Annotated in this window: 18 protein-coding genes; 9 read left to right on the top strand and 9 right to left on the bottom strand. The window is 62.5% G+C overall.

The window, feature by feature from the left end:
- Positions 1–28: 28 nt before the first annotated feature.
- From LG047_RS15180 to LG047_RS19810, 4 genes are read right to left on the bottom strand one after another with little or no spacing between them, the layout of a single operon-like run.
- Positions 29–244, bottom strand: a complete 216-nt coding sequence (locus LG047_RS15180; protein WP_227967580.1) for a hypothetical protein — start codon at positions 242–244, stop codon at positions 29–31.
- Positions 241–822: a hypothetical protein gene (locus LG047_RS15175; RefSeq protein ID WP_227967579.1), complete on the bottom strand. Its 582-nt coding sequence runs from the start codon at positions 820–822 to the stop codon at positions 241–243. The genes LG047_RS15180 and LG047_RS15175 overlap by 4 nt, the downstream gene beginning before the upstream one ends.
- Complete coding sequence (locus LG047_RS15170) at positions 815–988, bottom strand: hypothetical protein (RefSeq protein WP_227967578.1); 174 nt, start codon at positions 986–988, stop codon at positions 815–817. Before LG047_RS15170 ends, LG047_RS15175 begins: the two co-directional genes overlap by 8 nt.
- A complete protein-coding gene (locus tag LG047_RS19810; RefSeq protein ID WP_227968513.1) occupies positions 985–1,494 on the bottom strand; it encodes an HNH endonuclease in 510 nt (169 codons plus the stop codon). The genes LG047_RS15170 and LG047_RS19810 overlap by 4 nt, the downstream gene beginning before the upstream one ends.
- 421 nt (positions 1,495–1,915) lie before the next feature.
- On the opposite strand from LG047_RS19810, the gene LG047_RS15160 reads away from it, so the two are divergent.
- The 4 genes from LG047_RS15160 to LG047_RS15145 all read left to right on the top strand — a co-directional run bounded on the left by LG047_RS15160 (position 1,916) and on the right by LG047_RS15145 (position 5,899).
- On the top strand, positions 1,916–2,650 hold the full coding sequence (locus LG047_RS15160; RefSeq protein WP_227967577.1) for a TetR/AcrR family transcriptional regulator: 735 nt from the start codon (positions 1,916–1,918) through the stop codon (positions 2,648–2,650).
- Positions 2,651–2,815: 165 nt separating this feature from the next.
- On the top strand, positions 2,816–4,108 hold the full coding sequence (locus LG047_RS15155; protein ID WP_227967576.1) for a selenium-binding family protein: 1,293 nt from the start codon (positions 2,816–2,818) through the stop codon (positions 4,106–4,108).
- Between the two features lie 2 nt (positions 4,109–4,110).
- On the top strand, positions 4,111–4,821 hold the full coding sequence (locus LG047_RS15150) for an SCO family protein (protein ID WP_227967575.1): 711 nt from the start codon (positions 4,111–4,113) through the stop codon (positions 4,819–4,821).
- Between the two features lies 1 nt (position 4,822).
- Complete coding sequence (locus LG047_RS15145; protein WP_227967574.1) at positions 4,823–5,899, top strand: cytochrome-c peroxidase; 1,077 nt, start codon at positions 4,823–4,825, stop codon at positions 5,897–5,899.
- Here the strand turns inward: LG047_RS15145 and LG047_RS15140 are convergent.
- Complete coding sequence (locus LG047_RS15140) at positions 5,894–6,727, bottom strand: enoyl-CoA hydratase (protein WP_255679578.1); 834 nt, start codon at positions 6,725–6,727, stop codon at positions 5,894–5,896. The genes LG047_RS15145 and LG047_RS15140 overlap by 6 nt on opposite strands.
- A 181-nt stretch (positions 6,728–6,908) precedes the next feature.
- On the opposite strand from LG047_RS15140, the gene LG047_RS15135 reads away from it, so the two are divergent.
- A complete protein-coding gene (locus tag LG047_RS15135; RefSeq protein ID WP_227967573.1) occupies positions 6,909–7,751 on the top strand; it encodes a hypothetical protein in 843 nt (280 codons plus the stop codon).
- Between the two features lie 75 nt (positions 7,752–7,826).
- Here LG047_RS15135 and LG047_RS15130 read toward each other — a convergent pair whose 3' ends face one another.
- The 3 genes from LG047_RS15130 to LG047_RS15120 all read right to left on the bottom strand — a co-directional run bounded on the left by LG047_RS15130 (position 7,827) and on the right by LG047_RS15120 (position 11,012).
- Positions 7,827–9,332 (bottom strand): PAS domain-containing sensor histidine kinase, encoded by a 1,506-nt coding sequence (locus LG047_RS15130; RefSeq protein ID WP_227967572.1) that lies wholly within the window; start codon positions 9,330–9,332, stop codon positions 7,827–7,829.
- Positions 9,333–9,711: 379 nt separating this feature from the next.
- Positions 9,712–10,122: an ArsC/Spx/MgsR family protein gene (locus LG047_RS15125; RefSeq protein ID WP_227967571.1), complete on the bottom strand. Its 411-nt coding sequence runs from the start codon at positions 10,120–10,122 to the stop codon at positions 9,712–9,714.
- A 173-nt stretch (positions 10,123–10,295) separates the two neighbouring features.
- A complete protein-coding gene (locus LG047_RS15120; RefSeq protein ID WP_227967570.1) occupies positions 10,296–11,012 on the bottom strand; it encodes an SIMPL domain-containing protein in 717 nt (238 codons plus the stop codon).
- Positions 11,013–11,141: 129 nt separating this feature from the next.
- Here LG047_RS15120 and LG047_RS15115 point away from each other — a divergent pair, with 129 nt between their 5' ends.
- The 4 genes from LG047_RS15115 (at position 11,142) to LG047_RS15100 (ending at position 15,310) form a co-directional block, all read left to right on the top strand.
- On the top strand, positions 11,142–11,825 hold the full coding sequence (locus LG047_RS15115) for a glutathione S-transferase family protein (RefSeq protein WP_227967569.1): 684 nt from the start codon (positions 11,142–11,144) through the stop codon (positions 11,823–11,825).
- A 14-nt stretch (positions 11,826–11,839) separates the two neighbouring features.
- Positions 11,840–12,949: a tRNA epoxyqueuosine(34) reductase QueG gene (queG, locus tag LG047_RS15110; protein WP_370635073.1), complete on the top strand. Its 1,110-nt coding sequence runs from the start codon at positions 11,840–11,842 to the stop codon at positions 12,947–12,949.
- Positions 12,950–13,053: 104 nt separating this feature from the next.
- Positions 13,054–14,283 carry a hypothetical protein gene (locus tag LG047_RS15105; RefSeq protein WP_227967568.1) on the top strand — a complete coding sequence of 410 codons (1,230 nt, stop codon included), beginning with the start codon at positions 13,054–13,056 and terminating at the stop codon, positions 14,281–14,283.
- A 13-nt stretch (positions 14,284–14,296) separates the two neighbouring features.
- The gene (locus tag LG047_RS15100; RefSeq protein ID WP_227967567.1) at positions 14,297–15,310 is read left to right on the top strand and encodes a WD40 repeat domain-containing protein; all 1,014 of its coding nucleotides are present in this window, start codon (positions 14,297–14,299) and stop codon (positions 15,308–15,310) included.
- An 89-nt stretch (positions 15,311–15,399) separates the two neighbouring features.
- Here LG047_RS15100 and LG047_RS15095 read toward each other — a convergent pair whose 3' ends face one another.
- Positions 15,400–16,305: an alpha/beta hydrolase gene (locus tag LG047_RS15095; RefSeq protein ID WP_144259592.1), complete on the bottom strand. Its 906-nt coding sequence runs from the start codon at positions 16,303–16,305 to the stop codon at positions 15,400–15,402.
- Between the last annotated feature and the right edge of the window lie 115 nt (positions 16,306–16,420).

Raw genomic sequence — 16,420 nt, 5'->3', positions numbered from 1 at the left:
AAAGAGAAAGCCCATCCGGCGAGAGATTTCATTTTGGCGGCTCCGGCAGCGGCACCCAAAAAGCAAAGGTCGGGCCTAACGGGTATTCGTAGTATAATACGGTATCTACGTAGCGCCATCGCTCGCCGTATTGATCTACGCAATAGCGCGCCTCTACAACAAATGCGTCTCCACCAGAAAGATCAAAAACGAGAATATTCGTCCCGTCTTTCGGCGCGGTTTCGATCGGTTGCCAGATAGTCATTCTCCAAGCTCCTTTTTGGCTTCAGCGATGGCGGCGCGTAGAGACCTAATTACCGTATTCAAATATTCTGCGGATTCATTGCAATCGGCCGTAACAGCACTCCATGCGAAGCTGCTTACATCATCCGCCGCCTCGCATACGCGGCGCAGGATGGCGGCGAGATGGTCGGCGCGGGCTTTTTCCTCGTGCTCGCGTTTTTCGTCCTCGAAAACGAGTAGAGGCATTCCGTCAACCGGGCATTTTTCCGCTCGAACTGGCGGAAGTTCGCACAATTCAACGCGGTTTCGGAGCGCTTGCGGCTTCCCTATCAGGGCCTCTTTCGCGTCCCGTATCCAGAATTTGCGCGCCGTATCCTCTCGCCGGAAAGCTAAGTCCCTATCCCGCTTCACCTGTTCGATTTCGGCGGCGAGATGGTCGGCGCGCTCCAAATTCTGTTGAGCCTGCGTCTCGTTTGATAGGGCCAGAAGCGCCGCTTCTTGAAGATTGCATTCGAGCGCTTCGATGCGGTCGGCGGCTTCTCCACAAATGGGGAAGTTGAACGTAGCTTCATCGCGCAGCCGTTTCACAAGATCAGTCATTGATAGCACTCCTGATTTTGGCGGTGAGCCGCTCCCATTCTTCAGGGAAGTCAGTCGCAAAGCCTTCGTCGGCTTCGATCCATTCGAGCGCCTCCCTCAAAGCCTCATCCTTCTCGCGGATGGCGGCTTGAAGATCGGCAATATATTCTCTGGCATCGTCACTCATCGTCTCGCCTCCGGTTGAATGCGGAGGGCGGAAAATGATTTAAACTTCGCGTTGTCTATGCCATTTTCGCGGCGGACTCGATTGATTGTTTTCATCGGGATACCAAGCGATTTTTCGAGTTCTGTCGCTGGCGCTCCAGACGCTAGTATTTTAGCGCATATATCAGGCGTAACTTGATATTTGCGCGGCGATCCTCTTCGGTTTCCCCTGCCCTTCGCGTCCATGTCAGCAACATTTTCTGCGTGCGTTCCGATGGATAAGTGAGCCGGGTTGCAGCACGCTGGGTTGTCGCAAGAATGGAGCACTTCGATACCGTGCCATCCTCCACCGCTTGGTATCCTCCCCTTGGAAAGCGAGTAGGCTATTCGATGCGACGAATAGAGGCGGCCATTGATCTTAAATCGCCCGTATCCGAACCCGCTTGTCGCTGCTTTCCATGGCCAGCACTCGTCAGGGCCTTTGCGCTCATATTTCCTGTGGAACCGTTGCCTGTCAGCTATCCCCATTTCAGGGATTTGGCGATTTACGACCCGCCGTTTTTGTCCGGGCGTTGAAAATCGAGCTTTAGCGATTTCAATGGGTTGCAAATTCCCGAATTTTGCGACAAGCGATTGATTTTCATAGCTTATTGCACTTCTGCCCGGCCCACCAATAAAATCAACATCCCGGCGCACTATTCAGCCAGATGGCGCCTCGCGCGCCCATTGCCGGTCCGCGACGCCCGATCATTGTGGTCGATATGCTGGGAAATTCCGCCGCCTTGCGAATCACGACGTTCTCACGGACCGGCGGGGCGGCGGTCGCCTGAAACGATGATTCAGGCCGAAACGATCGAGTCGAGCCAGCAACAGACAAAGCGATGGCCTGCGCCCGCTTCCGTCACGGCAATTTTCCGAGAATTCGCGCGAATTTTGGCGGTCGCCCCGCGTGACGGGCGAGGAATTCGGGAAGGTCGATCTGCCTGGGCGTCACCGTCACGGACGCGGCGCCAATTTTTCGATCGGCCGAAAACTGAACATCCCCCTTTCCGGCTTGCCAAATGAGACGACCGGTCATATTCTGTCCACCATGAGCAAGCGCGACATCAAGGAACTTCGGGAAAAGCTTCTGGACCAGGGCGTCGCCCTCCTGATGGAGCAGGGCTATCACGGCACCGGCCTGCAGGAACTGGTGCAGAAGGTCGGCGTGCCGAAAGGGTCCTTCTACAATTACTTTCCCAGCAAGGAGGCATTCAGCGCCGAGGTCGTCAAGCATTACATCGACCCTTTCATCCGTCAGCTCGACGCGCACCTTCAGCGCAGCGACGTGAAAGCGGAGGCGGCGCTGAAAGCCTATTTTCGGGAGCTGATCGAAGAAACGGAGCGCCGTGATTTCAAGGGCGGCTGTCTGCTCGGAAATCTCATCGGCGAGATCGGCGACACCAGCGACGCCTGCCAGACATCGCTCCGCGAGGCCGTGCATCGCTATCGCGACAAGCTGCGCGAGGGTCTCTCCCGCGCACAGCAGGAGGGCAGTTTCCGCAAGGACATGGACGCTAAGGAAATGGCGGATTTTCTCGTCAATGTCTGGCAAGGCGCGCTCCTGCGCATGAAGATCGAGAAATCGGTGCGCCCCCTCGTCCAGTTCTGTGACTTCCTGCTCAATGACTATTTCAAGGCGTGACCGTCATTTGACCATTTTTAAGACGACCGGTCATCTCATTTTGGCGCCTCGAAAAAAGTCCCGACCGCAGCAAATGACTCTGAAGAAAAACAGGAGTTCGATATGAAACGCCCGACAACAAACCCGCCAAATATTTGCGCCTTCTTGAACGGAAGGCCGCCGAACATGTCGCAGCTCGTCAGCGGCGCAGTCGTCGCATGCAGTCTCGCTTTCCTTCTGTCAGGCGCGGGGCTCTCCGCCCGCGCGGACGAGACCTGCAATTCGCCCTTCATGACAGGGCTCATCAAGGGGCAGGAACAATATCTCCACGTCTGGACGCTCGGCGAAAAAGGCGTGGGCGACGAGTCCGACAAGCTCGTGACGGTCGATGTCGTTCCCGGCTCGCCGACTTACGGAAAAGTCATCAACACGATTTCGGTCGGCGGCCGTGGCGAGGCGCATCACATGGGCTTCACCGATGATCGTAAATATCTCTGGGCCGGCCGTCTCGACGACAGCAAGATCTTCATCTTCGACGTCGGTTCCGATCCGTCGAAGCCGAAACTCGTGCGGATCATCGACGATCTCGCGGAAAAAAGCGGCTACGTCGGCCCGCATACTTTCTACGCCCTGCCCGGCCGCATGCTCGTGCAGGCATTGTCGAACAAGAAGGACCACGGCGGCGCGACGGGCCTCATTACCTACAACAATGCGGGCGAGCAGATTGCGACGACGCCCATGCCGCTCGACAATGGCGGCGACGGCTATGGTTACGACATCGCGATCAATCCCGGCCAGAACCGAATGCTGACGTCGAGCTTCACCGGCTGGACGAATTACATGATGGATCTGTCGCAATTGATCCAGGACAGCGCCGCCATGAAGAATTTCGGCAACACGATGGTGCTGTGGGATCTGAAGGCCATGAAGCCCGAGAAGGTCTTTTCCGTTCCCGGCGCGCCGCTCGAAATCCGCTGGGCGCTGAAACCCGGCGCCGACTGGGCGGTCACGGCAAGCGCGCTGACGTCAAAGCTATGGCTCGTCAAGCAGGACGAGAACGGTCAATGGCAGGCGAAGGCTGTTGCGGACATCGGCGATCCGTCGAAGATTCCGCTGCCCGTCGACATCTCGATTTCGTCGGACGCGTCCCGCCTCTGGGTCAACACATTCATGGATGGCTCGACGCGCCTCTTCGATCTTTCAAATCCCGAGGCGCCGAAGGAAATCTACTCGAAGAAGATCGGCGCGCAGGTCAACATGGTCTCGCAAAGCTGGGACGGCAAACGCGTCTACTACACGACCTCCCTTCTCGCCAATTGGGACAAGAAAGGCGCCGACAACGAACAGTTCCTGAAAGGCTATTCCTGGGACGGAAAGGAGCTGAAGCTCGATTTCGCGATCGATTTCACCAAGGAAGGTCTCGGCCGCGCGCATCACATGAAATTCACGGCGCGCCAGCAGAAGGCCGAGTTGCGGTGAGAATGACGGGCATGAAAATGAAAGGCGCGCGCGCGCCTTTCACCGCCGGCGTTGTCGCGACTCTCTGGATCGCGACGGCGTCGGGGCTTTGCGCCGAGCCTGTGACCCCGAGCGTTGCAAATCTTCCCGCGCCCGGAAGCTACAGCCTCAATCGCATCCAGCGCGTTCCCGAAGCGCAATTGCTGGACGCGGACGGCAAGCCCGCGCAGCTCGCCAGCTTCACGCGCGGCGCAGTGACGGCGCTCGGCTTTTTCTACGGCCATTGCGCGGATCCCACAGGATGCCCGGTCGCCTGGTCGGCGTTCGAATCCCTGAAGCGCGAGGCGAGCAGCGACCCGCTGCTGATGAACAAACTGAGACTGATATTTGTCAGCATTGATCCGGCGCATGACACGCCCGCGACGATGCGGCTCCTGCAAAAAGCGGAAAGTGGGGCAGATGCAACTATTCCATGGACATTTCTGACGAGCGGTTCGGAAGACGATCTCGCGCCCCTGCTTCGGGAGATGGGTCAGGATATTTCATTCGAAACCGACGCGGACGGCAAGCGCACGGGCGTCGTCAATCACATGCTGAAAGTCTTCCTCATCGACCCGAACGGCTGGGTGCGAGAGATTTACACTACGGCCTTTCTTGCGCCGGAGAACCTTCTCAACGACGCGCGCACGCTCGCCATCGTCCATTCCGAGGCGAACAATCGTGGAGCGCCCTGACATGTCGCATCCGATGCTGCGGGCTTTGAAATGCGTCGCTGTGACGATCGCGCTCGTCATCTGCGTGACGGCGGCAGACGCCGAAGAACGCAAGCCGCTGCTCGGCCTGCCCGCCGTTCCGTCAATGACCGCAGGCTCGGAGGCGATGCGCAAGCTGGGCGAGCGTCTCTTTTTCGACCGAAGCCTCTCCGCCAACGGCACATTGTCCTGCGCGATGTGTCACATCCCCGCGCAGGCCTATGCGTCGAACCAGAGCGCGCTTTCGATCGGAATGGAAGGCCGATCGTTACGCCGGAACGCGCCGTCGCTTTACAATGTCGTATTCAAGAAATTCCTGTTCCACGACGGACGCGAGACGGACCTCGCCGCGCAGGTCTGGGGACCGCTCCTTGCTGCGGATGAAATGGGCAACCCCGCCATCGGACCGCTTCTCGATCGGCTGCGTAATGATCCCGCATATGGCGCGGCCTTCAGCGCCGCCTTTCCGGGCGAAGGCGTCACGATGATCACGCTTGGCCGCGCCATCGCCGCCTTCGAGGCGACATTGCTTATCGGCGACGACCGCATCGATCACGCATTGTTTGGCGGCGAAAAGAGCGCGCTCACGCCGCAGGAATGGCGCGGCTACGACATATTCGTCACGAAAGGCGGCTGCGTCTCATGCCACGTGATCGGCGACAACATTGCTCTCTTCACGGATCAGTCATGGCACAATACCGGCGTGGCGTTCGCGAAGCGCAATCCGGTCACGACTCGCGTCGAGCTGGCGCCCGGCGTCTTTCAGGACGTGCAGCTTTCGGCGATCGGGCTCGACAAGGCGGAAGTCCGGAATGACGTCGGTCGCTTCGAAATCTCGCGCAACCCCGACGATCGCTGGACCTATACGACGCCCATGCTGCGCGGCGTGAAGAATTCATGGCCCTACATGCATGACGGAAGCTTGAGGACCCTTGCAGAGGTTGTCGAATTCTACGACCGTGGCGGCGGCGTCAATCCGGCGCTTGATCCGAGTATCAGGCCACTCGGCCTGACGGACGAGGAGAAAGCTGCGCTGGTCGCCTTTCTCGAGTCGCTATGACGCGTCTCTCTGCGCCCATTGCGGCGCGCGCTTTTCGAGAAAGGCCGCTATGCCTTCGCGCGCGTCCGCCTGCAGCATATTCGCCACCATCACGGCGCTCGCGTCTTCGTAAGCCTGCGACAGGGGCGCCTCCAATTGACGGTAGAAACATTTCTTGCCGAATGTAATCGCCTGCGCGGATTTTTGCGCGATCTTCCAGGCAAGCGCCAAGGCCAGCGCGCGGGCGCCATCCGGCGAAACATGATTGACGAGACCGAAACGCAAGGCGTCGTTGGCGTCGAACACGTCGCCGGTGAGCAGCATTTCCATCGCATGCTTGCGCGCAAGATTGCGCGACAGAGCCACCGCCGGCGTCGAGCAGAAGAGTCCGATGTTCACGCCCGGCGTGCAGAAGCGCGCGTGCGGCCCGGCGACGGCAAGATCGCAAGCCGCGACGAGCTGGCAGCCGGCCGCGGTGGCCATTCCGTCAACGGCGGCGATAACGGGCTGCGGCATACCGACGATCTGCTGCATCACATTCGAACAGGCGCGCATCGTTTGCGTAAAGAACGCTTCGCCGCCGTCGCTGTCGCTGCGATGCGCGGTCATTTCCTTGAGATCGTGACCAGCACAGAAAACGCCGCCTTCCGCCTGAACCACGATTGCGCGCACGCCCGGCCGTTGCGCAGCTTTTGTGAGATTCTGCGCCAATGCTTCGAACATGGCTGACGACAGCGCGTTTCGCGTTTCCGGGCTGTTCAGCGTGATGATCGCGACGGGGCCGTCTTCGGCCAGCGTGACAAGCGCGCGCGCCACGTTTTCGGAGCGGGGATTTTCCTGTTGCGTCAACGTCTGCGTTTCCTCGTCAAATCCGCTCCTGACCCGACAGGTCAGGGAAGCGCCTCCCGATCCGCGTCAACTAGCATTTCGATTGCACCGCTCAAGAGGACCATGCTCATGGTCCGCTTGCCAGCGAAAGGGCGCAATGTAGAGTCGCGCTCAGGCGCGGAGCGCGATTGGCGGAAGCAACATGCGAAACCTTGTGATCAGAGCATGTGTGATTTTTCTGTTCGGTTTGAGCTTCTCCACAGGCTTGGCGGCCAAACCGCCCATAGTCAAGCCAGCGCCGCCGCCCGAGGCCGAAAACCCGCCGGCGTCCCTCCAGGCTCAACGTCCCGAACCTGAAAAACCGTCAGCGCCGCCACAGCCGCCGCGCGCGGAGCCCGGGCCGCCGCCGCCCAGGCAACAAAAGGAAAATCCGCGCCGGGTCGCGGAAGCAAAGGCGGCGTCGTCCGAATTCACGGATATATTCGGGCTGCGATTCAAGAACGGCGAGCTTTTTCTCGCGGCCTTCACGGCCGGGCTTTTCCTCGGAACATTGGGGTTATGGCGGTCCAGCCGCAAGCTCATTCGCGAAGGAAGGGAGTTTTCCGAGCGCAAGCTCAGGGCCTATCTCCATGTCACACGCGTCGAGTTCCACGGGAGCCTCGGCGGCGAGCCGAAGTTTTTCCTCGAATACGCCAATCTCGGACAGACGCCCGCCTACGAAGTCGCCGACTGGTGCGTTGTCGAACTGCGCCACCATCTCTCCGACCTTCCCTTTCTGGACAGCGGCGAGATCACGCATCACGGAGACCTGGGGCCGGGCCAGAAGCAAAGCTTCGTGAAAGAGGGCCCCCGCCAGTTCACCAGCGAGGAAATCAACGATATCATTTCCGGCGTGTCGACAATCCATTTCTATGGCGCGTTCGCATACCGGGACGCCTTCGGGAAGCTTCACCGAACGCAATTCAGAAGGATGCTCGTCGACGCCAACGGAGCGGGCGAGCGCATCCATTTCGGAGTCTGCTCCGAAGGCGAAAGATCGGATTGAGACGGACGCGCCTGCATAAGGAAATGCGCGCGCAGTTTCATTGAACGCGTTCAAGGCGCGGGGGACGCCCATTCGTCACGAAGCCATTGCGGGCGTCTCGACATGTGCGGCCAAAGGAAGACGGACGATAAATTCACTGCCACGTCCCAAGCCCTCGCTACGCGCCTCGATCCGTCCGCCGTGCAACTGGACGACGCTGCGCGCGAGCGCGAGGCCGACGCCGATGCCGCCCGGCGCGCGCCGGCATGTTGGTTCGACCTGCGCGAACATTTCGAAGATCGACGACAACTGCTGCCGTGGAATCCCGATGCCGTTGTCGCGCACCGTGACGACGGCCTCCTCGCCCTCGCGCGCGGCGGCGATCTCGATTCGCCCGCCCGCGTCGGTGTATCGCGCCGCATTGTTGATGAGATTGGTGAACACCTGAGCAAGGCGAACCGGGTCGCCATCGATTTGCAGGGGCTCAGCTGAAAGATCGACGGCGAGCCGGTGTGACCCTGCCTGGATTTGCGGCTGACTGAGATCGATCGCCTGGGTCAGGATCGCGGCGAGATCTGTCCGCGCCTTTCTAAGCTCCACCTTGCCATGGCTGATGCGAGTGATCTCCAGCAGATCGTCGACGAGGCGCGCCATATGGTCGACCTGACGCCCGGCCCGTTCGAGCGCCGCGCGTCTTTTTTCCTTCGTGGCGGAATCGTCGTCCTCGAGTAATCGGAGGACATGGACCGCGTTTTTGATCGGCGCGAGAGGATTGCGCAGTTCATGCGCAAGCGTCGCGAGGAACTCGTCCTTGCGCCGATCCGTCTCGCACAAGGCATGGATGCGCTTCTTTTCGGTGACCTCATGCACCACGACGTTGAAGCCGATGATCTGGCCCTCACTGTCGAAGGCCGGATGGAGGCTTAGGCTGAAATAGCGCGCGACTCCGGGAGGGCGCGGCGCCCTCCCGCGAAACTCGATGTCTCGCAATGCTTCGCCCGTCGAAAGGATCTTTCTGGCGCTTTCCTCGATCCCGGGCGCGAGCGCGGGCGCGACTTCCCGCACCCTGCGGCCGATATGCGCCTCGATCGGCAGGCCGTTGATTTCCGCGAGCCAACGGTTCACGCAAAGATAGCGTAAATCCCGATCGAGGTGACACAGGCCGATCGGCGCGTTCTCATACAACCATTCGATCTGGTCGCGCTGACGATCCATTTCGACCGCTTCGTCGCGCAAAGCGGCGTCTGCGAGCTCTCGCCCGGTGACGTCCTCAGCGAGGATGACGACGCCGCAGATTTCGCCGGAGGCGGCGCGCCAGGGCATGAATTCCCATCGCACCCATTGAATGGAGCCATCCGCGCGCTCGAAACGATCCGCCGGCGAAATGACGGTTTCGCCCCCAAGGACGCGGCTGCGCGCCTCGCGCCACCGCTGCGGGATCTCGGGAAGGATTTCACAATGACGGTTCTCGCGCGGATCGCCCGCTCGCTCGTAATCCACCCGCCAGCGCGGGCTCATTGCGACATATTTCATGTCACAATCGAACATCGCGGCGGCGACAGGCATATTCTCGATAAAGGCTTGCAAATCTGCGCCGTTCATTGGCGATGTTCAACTCCGCGGCCGGAATGGAGCGGCAGGCCGCGCGGCCGATAACATTAATTATAAACCCCACAGCGCCAGCTGTGCAATTCCGCTAAGGCCCGAAAGCGCCAAGCGGCCATGTAAGCGGTTGTGCAGATTATATTTTGGCAAGGCTGGAATACAACACCAATGATGTAACATCTTGATGGTGGAGCCTTGCTTCTTTTGCGGCGCGCGTGATCAAGTGGCCAGGCCGTCGCCGGGCATTGCGAGAATCAGCCGGGCCAGCGGCCGATCGCATGAGCAAATTCAATATAAAACAATGGCTACTGGAAATTGATCGCCGGTCGGAGACAATAGTCGCGCGGGCGCCGCGCGCCGTCCGCTCGCGTCTCTTTCAGGCGGCGTCGCTTTCGATCACATGAATGCAGCCGTCGACAGCGTCATCCGCATCCGCCTTCAGGCCGACCCAGGCCCGAACCGCCTCGCGATCGAAGCCCGCCTCGCAATGATCGCCGACGCGCATGAGCGGGCGGCGGATCAGCGTCGGGTCGAGGATCATCATCATCAGCGCTTCCTGCGGATTTACCTTTTCGGGGTCGATTTCTCCCGACTTGATCCGCGGGGAAGCGGTGTTGAACCATTCCTCGACAGGCTTGGAGCCGAAATAGGGGCGCAGGCTCGGCGCGCTCCAGGGCTCGGTGAGCAGGTTGCGCGCGTCGACCTGATGTCCGGAAGCGAGGAGCAGCGCTTTTTGTCTGGCGTTGCCGGCGCAGCCCGGCTTTTCGTAAAAGATGATGCGAGCCATGGGCGTCCTCATCACGCTGCGGCGAAAGCCCAAGCTTTTCGCCACTATCAGCCTATCCCGGATTTGTGCGTTGCGATAGCGAATCGGCGCCTAAAGATCAAGCATTGCAATAGGCAACACGCTGTAATTACGGGCAGTTTGCTTTACAGAGCGCAAAACCGGTCTCCTGAGCCTCAGCGCCCCAAGGCCCAGGTGACGCTGACGCGCGAAGAAATCCGCTGCAGGCCGGGCCGCATCGGAACCTGAGTCGCCTCGGGAGCCGGAGCCAGGCGCGCCGCATAGGGGCGCATTTGCGGAATCTCGCTGTCCACGGGGCGGATCTCGAGGACGCGACCGAGGCGCAGGCCGGCTGCTTCCGCGTAGGTTCTGGCGCGACGCTCTGCGTCCTTCACCGCCGCGGCGCGCAGGGCGTCGAGCTTCTCGTCGGGATTGGAAAAGTCATATTCCACCCCATCGAAACTGTTCACGCCCTTGTCGATCAGCCGTCCGGCGATCGCCCCGGCCTTGTCGAGCGGCTTCACCCGCGCGGCCAGATCATTGCGGGCGCGGTAGAGTTTCTGCACGCCTTTCGATTTTCCCTTGGCGTCATGCTCTTCTATCGTGAAGGGCTCGAGCGTGACGCCCTGCGTCTGGATGTCGACGTCCGCGACGCCCAGCGACTTGAGTTCGGCGAGGATTTCTGCGGCGACGCGCGCATTTTCGGTCGCCGCCTCGGCGGCGGTCGGGCGCTCGGTCACGACGCCGAAACGCAGCGTCGCTCGGTCCGGCGCAACTTCCTCGAAGGCCTCTCCGACGACAGAAATGTTCGGAACCGTATCCTTGAGCGGCTCGGCGCTAACGGAAACGCAACCTGTCAGGACCAGAGACAGTGCGAATGCGAAACGAATCATGGCATATCCTCTACGCGCGGCGGCAAAGACGCCGCTGTGTGAGCCGCAAAAGCGCCAGCTTGTGACGTTATTCGGCTCGAACATACAGGAAATCGGCGCAATCGTCCCGCGCCGCCGCGAACAGGCCTCATGCCCACCCTCTATCATCACCCGCTCTGCCCTCATTCCCGCTTCGTCCGGCTTGTTCTCGCTGAATATGGCGTCAACGCTGAGCTGATCGAGGAGCGCGCCGCTGACAGACGCCCCGAATTTCTGGCGCTCGACCCTGCCGGCCGGACCCCGGTCTTCATCGACGACGACGGTTCGGTCGTCCCGGGCGTCGGCGTGATCGCCGAATATCTGGACGAGGTCTATGGCCCCGCGCGCGGCGTGCAGCGTCTGCTGCCGCAGGAGAAGGGCCCGCGAATCGAGACGCGGCGCCTCGTCGACTGGTTCAACGTCAAATTCTTCGACGAAGTGACCGGCTGGCTGGTGAAGGAAAAGGTCTACAAGCGCTTCTCGCCCCAGGGCGGCGCGCCGGACATGGACGTGCTGCGGGTCGCGCGCGCGAACATCCGCCACCATATGCGTTACATCGGCTATCTCACGAGCACGCGGAACTGGCTCGCCGGCGATCGTCTGACCTACGCCGATTTCGCGGCGGCCGCGCATATTTCCTGCGCCGACTATCTGGGCGACGCGCCATGGGACGAGGACGAAGCGGCGAAGCACTGGTACCAGCGGATCAAGTCGAGGCCGGCCTTCCGACCGCTTCTCGCCGACCGGGCGCCGGGCATGACGCCGTCGCCGCTCTACGCCGAACTGGACTTCTGACGCTCGAGGACGACATCCGCGCTCACGCGCTCTCGCTCGGCTTCGACGCCTGCCGCGTCGCGCCCGCGGAGGCTGCGCCGGAACTCGCCGGACGCCTGAGGGAATGGCTGGCGCTGGGGGCTCATGGCGACATGGGCTGGCTGGCGGAAACCGCCGACCGCCGCGTGTCCCCCCGCGCCCTCTGGCCCAATGTCAACAGCGTCGTGATGCTGGGTCTCAACTATGGTCCAGCCGAGGACCCGCTCGCGGCGCTCGAAAAGCGCCAAAGCGGCGCGATTTCGGTCTACGCCCGCCACCGCGACTATCACGACATCGTCAAGGGACGGCTCAAGCAGCTGGCGGCTTTCATGCTCAAGCGCGCGGGCGGCGGCGAGGTCAAAGTCTTCGTCGACACCGCCCCCGTCATGGAGAAGCCGCTGGCGCAGGCCGCCGGGCTCGGATGGCAGGGCAAGCACAGCAATCTCGTCTCGCGTGTTTTCGGGTCCTGGCTGTTTCTCGGCGCAATCTTCACCGATTTGCGCCTCACCCCCGACCCGCCGGAGCGCGACCATTGCGGCTCCTGCCGCAACTGCCTCGACATCTGCCCGACGCAGGCCTTCATCGGCCCCTACAGGCTCGACGCCCGCCGCTGCGTCTCGTATCTGACCATTGAAAACAAAGGGCCGATCCCCCGCGAATACCGCACGGCCATCGGCAACCGGATTTACGGCTGCGACGATTGCCTCGCCGTCTGTCCCTGGAACAAATTCGCCGTGGCGACGCGCGAGGCGAAGCTCGCCGCCCGTCCCGATCTCGACGCGCCGCCGCTCGGCGAACTCGCCCGGCTCGACGACGCCGGCTTTCGCGCGTTCTTTTCCGGCTCGCCCGTCAAGCGGATCGGCCGCGCCCGTTTCCTCCGCAACGTGCTGGTCGCCATCGGCAACAGCGGCGACCGCGCGCTTGCAGCGGAGGCCGAGCGGTTACTCGACGATCCGGAGCCGGTGGTCCGTGGCGCGGCGGTCTGGGCGCTGGCGCGGCTGGCGCCGGCGCGCGTCGCCGCACTGCAACCCCGTCACATGTCAACAGAACTGGACGAGACCGTGCGGCTGGAATGGGCAAAAGAGACACAGTGGGGAAAAAATTAGCCCTCAGACCGGAATCGTGCGTTGCAACACACACATGCTCCGCCATTTCATTTTAAGGTCTCCGACCAAGCCCGATTCAGCTCCCACTCCGCAGCGCCAGTCCGATGTTTACGTTTTCACGACGCCCCGCCGACGACCCCGCGGAGGAAGCCGCCCGCCTCCTGCTGCGCGTAGGCGTCTTCCTGCTGTTCGTGATCTCGCTTGTCGCGCCCATCCTCGCGCGCCAGACCGTTTACATCCTTCTGCCGATCGGGGCGGCGCTGCTGCTCATTTCGGCCAGCCTCTCGGAGGACGCGCGCGCCGGCCGGTCGCTGCGCGCGATCCTGCTGTCGCCGCCTATGCTCGCCGCCATGCTGCTCGTGCTCTGGACCGGGCTTTCCCTGCTCTGGACGCCCTTCAGCGGCCCGGGCGAGCGATTCGGCAAGGCTGTCGCTACGCTGGGACTCGTCGCCGTGGCGACCGGCTTTCTGCCGCTGCGCACCAAGACGTCGAATCTCAATCTTCTGCCGATCGGCGCAGCGATCGCGGCGGTGGCGCTGGTCGCGATCACGCTGCTGCTGAAACCTCAATATTCGATCGAGGACATTCTCGACGTCGGCCCCCTCGCCCGCGCGGGGCTCGGGCTCGCGCTGCTCGTCTGGCCCGCGATGGGCGCGCTCGCCGTGCGCGGCCGCTGGTATTCGGCCGCGGCGCTGGGGGTGGGCACGATCCTCGCCTGTTATCTGTCGAAGGCTCCGAACGCCCTTCCGGCGCTGGTCGGCGGCGCAGTCGTCTTCGCCGCCGCCTTCGGCCGCGCCCGGCAGATGTCCATGGCGCTCGCCGCGCTGATGGCGGCGATCATCCTGCTCGCCCCGCTCGCCGCCTTCTCGACGCATCTCGTCTGGCCCGAGAGTCCGCCGGCGTTCTTCAAGCACCTCGCCTTCTGGGGCCACATGATCGCGAGCGACGGGCCGCGCACGCTGATCGGCCATGGCTTCGGCGCCGCGACCTGGGGCGTTCTGGGCGGCTATCTGACGCCGGCGACGCCGCGCAGCCTGATTTTCCAGATCTGGTTCGATCTCGGCGTTCTCGGCGCGGCGGCGCTGGCGCTGGTCGCCGTGCGGGCGAGCCTCGCGGTAGGCGGAACGCGGCCGGCGCTTGCGCCCTTTCTGCTCGGCGGACTTGGCGCCGGCTTCGTCATCTGCCTATTGGGACCGGCGGCGGAGCAGCTCTGGTGGCTGACCCTCGCGGGACTTGACGCCATCGCTTTCGCGCTGGTGACGCGCGGCCAGTTCCGCAAGCGCCGCCCGCGCCTGCCGGCCGGCTGGGGCGCGCCCGCGCAAGAGGGCGCCTGACGAGAGAGCTTTCGTGACCGACTATCCGACTCTGACCTCCAACGTCGAGACCATCGCTCTCGGCGAGGCCGCGGCAGGCGCGGCGTTTCTCGGGGATACGCCCGTTTTCGCGCTGGCCGACGGCCAATTGCGTTTTGGCGATGGTGCGGAGGGGCGGCGCGTTCCGGCGCATCCCGACGCCTCTATCCTCGTCGTCGCGAGTGACGGGCGCCGCATCGTCACGGGCGGAGACGACGGCCGCGTGGTCGCGACCGACGAGACCGGCGCGTGCGAAACGATCGCCGACGAGAAGGGCAAATGGATCGACGCCTTGGCGCTGCATGAAGGCGCCATCGCCTGGTCGGCGGGTCGCTGGGTGCGGACGCGCTCGGCCAAAGGCGAGGAGAAATCGCTCGACATACCGTCGACTTCGCGAGGCCTCGCCTTCTTCCCCAAGGGCTACCGCCTCGCCATCGCGCATTACAATGGCGCGACCCTCTGGTTCCCCAACGCCGGCAAGCCGGAATTGCTCAGCTGGAACGGCTCGCATCTCGACACGACGATTTCGCCAGACGGGCGATTCCTCGTCACCTCCATGCAGGAGAACACGCTCCACGGCTGGCGCGTCGCGGACGGCAAGCACATGCGCATGGCGGGCTATCCGGGGAAGACCCGCAGCTTTTCCTGGTCGCATGACGGGAAATGGCTCGCCACCTCGGGCGCGGACGCCTGCATCATCTGGCCCTTCTCCGGCAAGGACGGCCCCATGGGACAGGCGCCGCGCGAATGCGGCGTGCGCGTGAACGTGCCGGTGACGCGCGTCGCCTTCCATCCCGGCGCGCTGGTCGTCGCCATCGGCTATGAAGACGGACTCGTCATGCTTGCCCGCATCTCCGACGGCTCGGAAATCCTCGTGCGCCGCATGGCGGAGGACTCGAAAAACGCCCGCATCAGCGCGCTCGCATGGGATGCGAGGGGCGCGCGACTTGCTTTCGGCGCGGAGAATGGCGACGCCGGCGTGTTGACGCTGCCGAAGTCTCACGGCTGACAGGGCCCGTCGCGGCGCGGAGCCTTGCTCCGCGCCGGGCGTCTCTACCTTGAAGACCAGTCACGCTTTCGGTGGCGCGGCGCGCCGGTTCAGAGCGCATTTAATGGATTGGGCCGCAAGATGTTGCTTATGCAGAGCAAGGCGGCGCGGTCGATGGCGGTTCTCTGCGTCCCTGAGAGGCCCGAGAATGAATGGCCGCCGAGGAAGGGGATGAACTTGTAGGACACGCCGAGCTGCGACAGTCTGCTGATCAGGGAGAGCGACTGCGACACCGGGACGACCGGATCGAGGGTGCCGTGGACGACGCAGGCGGGCGCCGTCCGTGTGCTCAAAGTGAAGATAGGCGACGCGTTACGGTACAGATTCGGAACCACCGGGTAAGGCCGCGCGCCGAACAGAGCCGAAGGCGCAAGCTGCGTATACATTTCAGGCCGGGTGAGATCGGTCGGTCCGAACATGTCCACCACCGCCGACACCTTCGGCGACAGGGCCGGGAAGAAGGCCGCGCGATCGATCCCGCCCGTCATATTCGGGGCCGACGTCGCGAGAGACCCTAGAAACAATGCGAGATGGCCGCCGGCGGAGTCGCCGACAGCGCCGATGCGGGCGGGGTCGATCCGCAACGCGCTCGCATATTGGCGCAGCCAGCGTATCGCCAGCTGCACGTCCTGCAACTGGGCGTTCCATTGAGTCGAGCGATCGCCGTATTTCGCAAGGCGGTAATTGATCGCCACCACATGGAAGCCCGCCCGGGCGTACATTTCTGCGTAGTAGCCGGCGTAGGAAGATTTGTCGCCGCCCTGCCATCCGCCGCCGTGGATCATGACGACGACCGGGTTCACGCCCCTGTTGAGCAGATAAAGATCCGCCTTCTCCTGTTCGCTCACGCCATATCTGACGTCCCTGTAGACGGTCCAGTTCGGCGCCGCGTCGGCGGCGCGCGTTTGTAGCGACGCCAGTATCAGAATGGCGAAAAGACAGAAGATCCTCTTCATTTCTCCAACCTTCGAATTTCCCTCCGCAGCAAGGCGGGAGCATGCATGCCGGGGCGCGGCGGCGATATCGAGCAATGAAATTGCATCGTAAAGATTAGCGTCGCGTTCACGGAAG

The sequence above is a fragment of the Methylocystis sp. WRRC1 genome (genome assembly GCF_020733155.1).
GTDB lineage: Bacteria > Pseudomonadota > Alphaproteobacteria > Rhizobiales > Beijerinckiaceae > Methylocystis.
The sequence above is the reverse complement of the archived record's forward strand: the minus strand, read 5'-3'. Positions and strand labels throughout refer to the sequence as shown.

Bases quoted from the DNA above. Each gene is read 5' to 3' on its own strand.
- LG047_RS15180 (WP_227967580.1), bottom strand. From the start codon at position 244: ATGACTATCTGGCAACCGATCGAAACCGCGCCGAAAGACGGGACGAAT.
- LG047_RS15175 (WP_227967579.1), bottom strand. From the start codon at position 822: ATGACTGATCTTGTGAAACGGCTGCGCGATGAAGCTACGTTCAACTTC.
- LG047_RS15170 (WP_227967578.1), bottom strand. From the start codon at position 988: ATGAGTGACGATGCCAGAGAATATATTGCCGATCTTCAAGCCGCCATC.
- LG047_RS19810 (WP_227968513.1), bottom strand. From the start codon at position 1,494: ATGGGGATAGCTGACAGGCAACGGTTCCACAGGAAATATGAGCGCAAA.
- LG047_RS15155 (WP_227967576.1), top strand. From the start codon at position 2,816: ATGTCGCAGCTCGTCAGCGGCGCAGTCGTCGCATGCAGTCTCGCTTTC.
- LG047_RS15150 (WP_227967575.1), top strand. From the start codon at position 4,111: ATGACGGGCATGAAAATGAAAGGCGCGCGCGCGCCTTTCACCGCCGGC.
- LG047_RS15145 (WP_227967574.1), top strand. From the start codon at position 4,823: ATGTCGCATCCGATGCTGCGGGCTTTGAAATGCGTCGCTGTGACGATC.
- LG047_RS15135 (WP_227967573.1), top strand. From the start codon at position 6,909: ATGCGAAACCTTGTGATCAGAGCATGTGTGATTTTTCTGTTCGGTTTG.
- LG047_RS15130 (WP_227967572.1), bottom strand. From the start codon at position 9,332: ATGAACGGCGCAGATTTGCAAGCCTTTATCGAGAATATGCCTGTCGCC.
- LG047_RS15125 (WP_227967571.1), bottom strand. From the start codon at position 10,122: ATGGCTCGCATCATCTTTTACGAAAAGCCGGGCTGCGCCGGCAACGCC.
- LG047_RS15120 (WP_227967570.1), bottom strand. From the start codon at position 11,012: ATGATTCGTTTCGCATTCGCACTGTCTCTGGTCCTGACAGGTTGCGTT.
- LG047_RS15115 (WP_227967569.1), top strand. From the start codon at position 11,142: ATGCCCACCCTCTATCATCACCCGCTCTGCCCTCATTCCCGCTTCGTC.
- LG047_RS15105 (WP_227967568.1), top strand. From the start codon at position 13,054: ATGTTTACGTTTTCACGACGCCCCGCCGACGACCCCGCGGAGGAAGCC.
- LG047_RS15095 (WP_144259592.1), bottom strand. From the start codon at position 16,305: ATGAAGAGGATCTTCTGTCTTTTCGCCATTCTGATACTGGCGTCGCTA.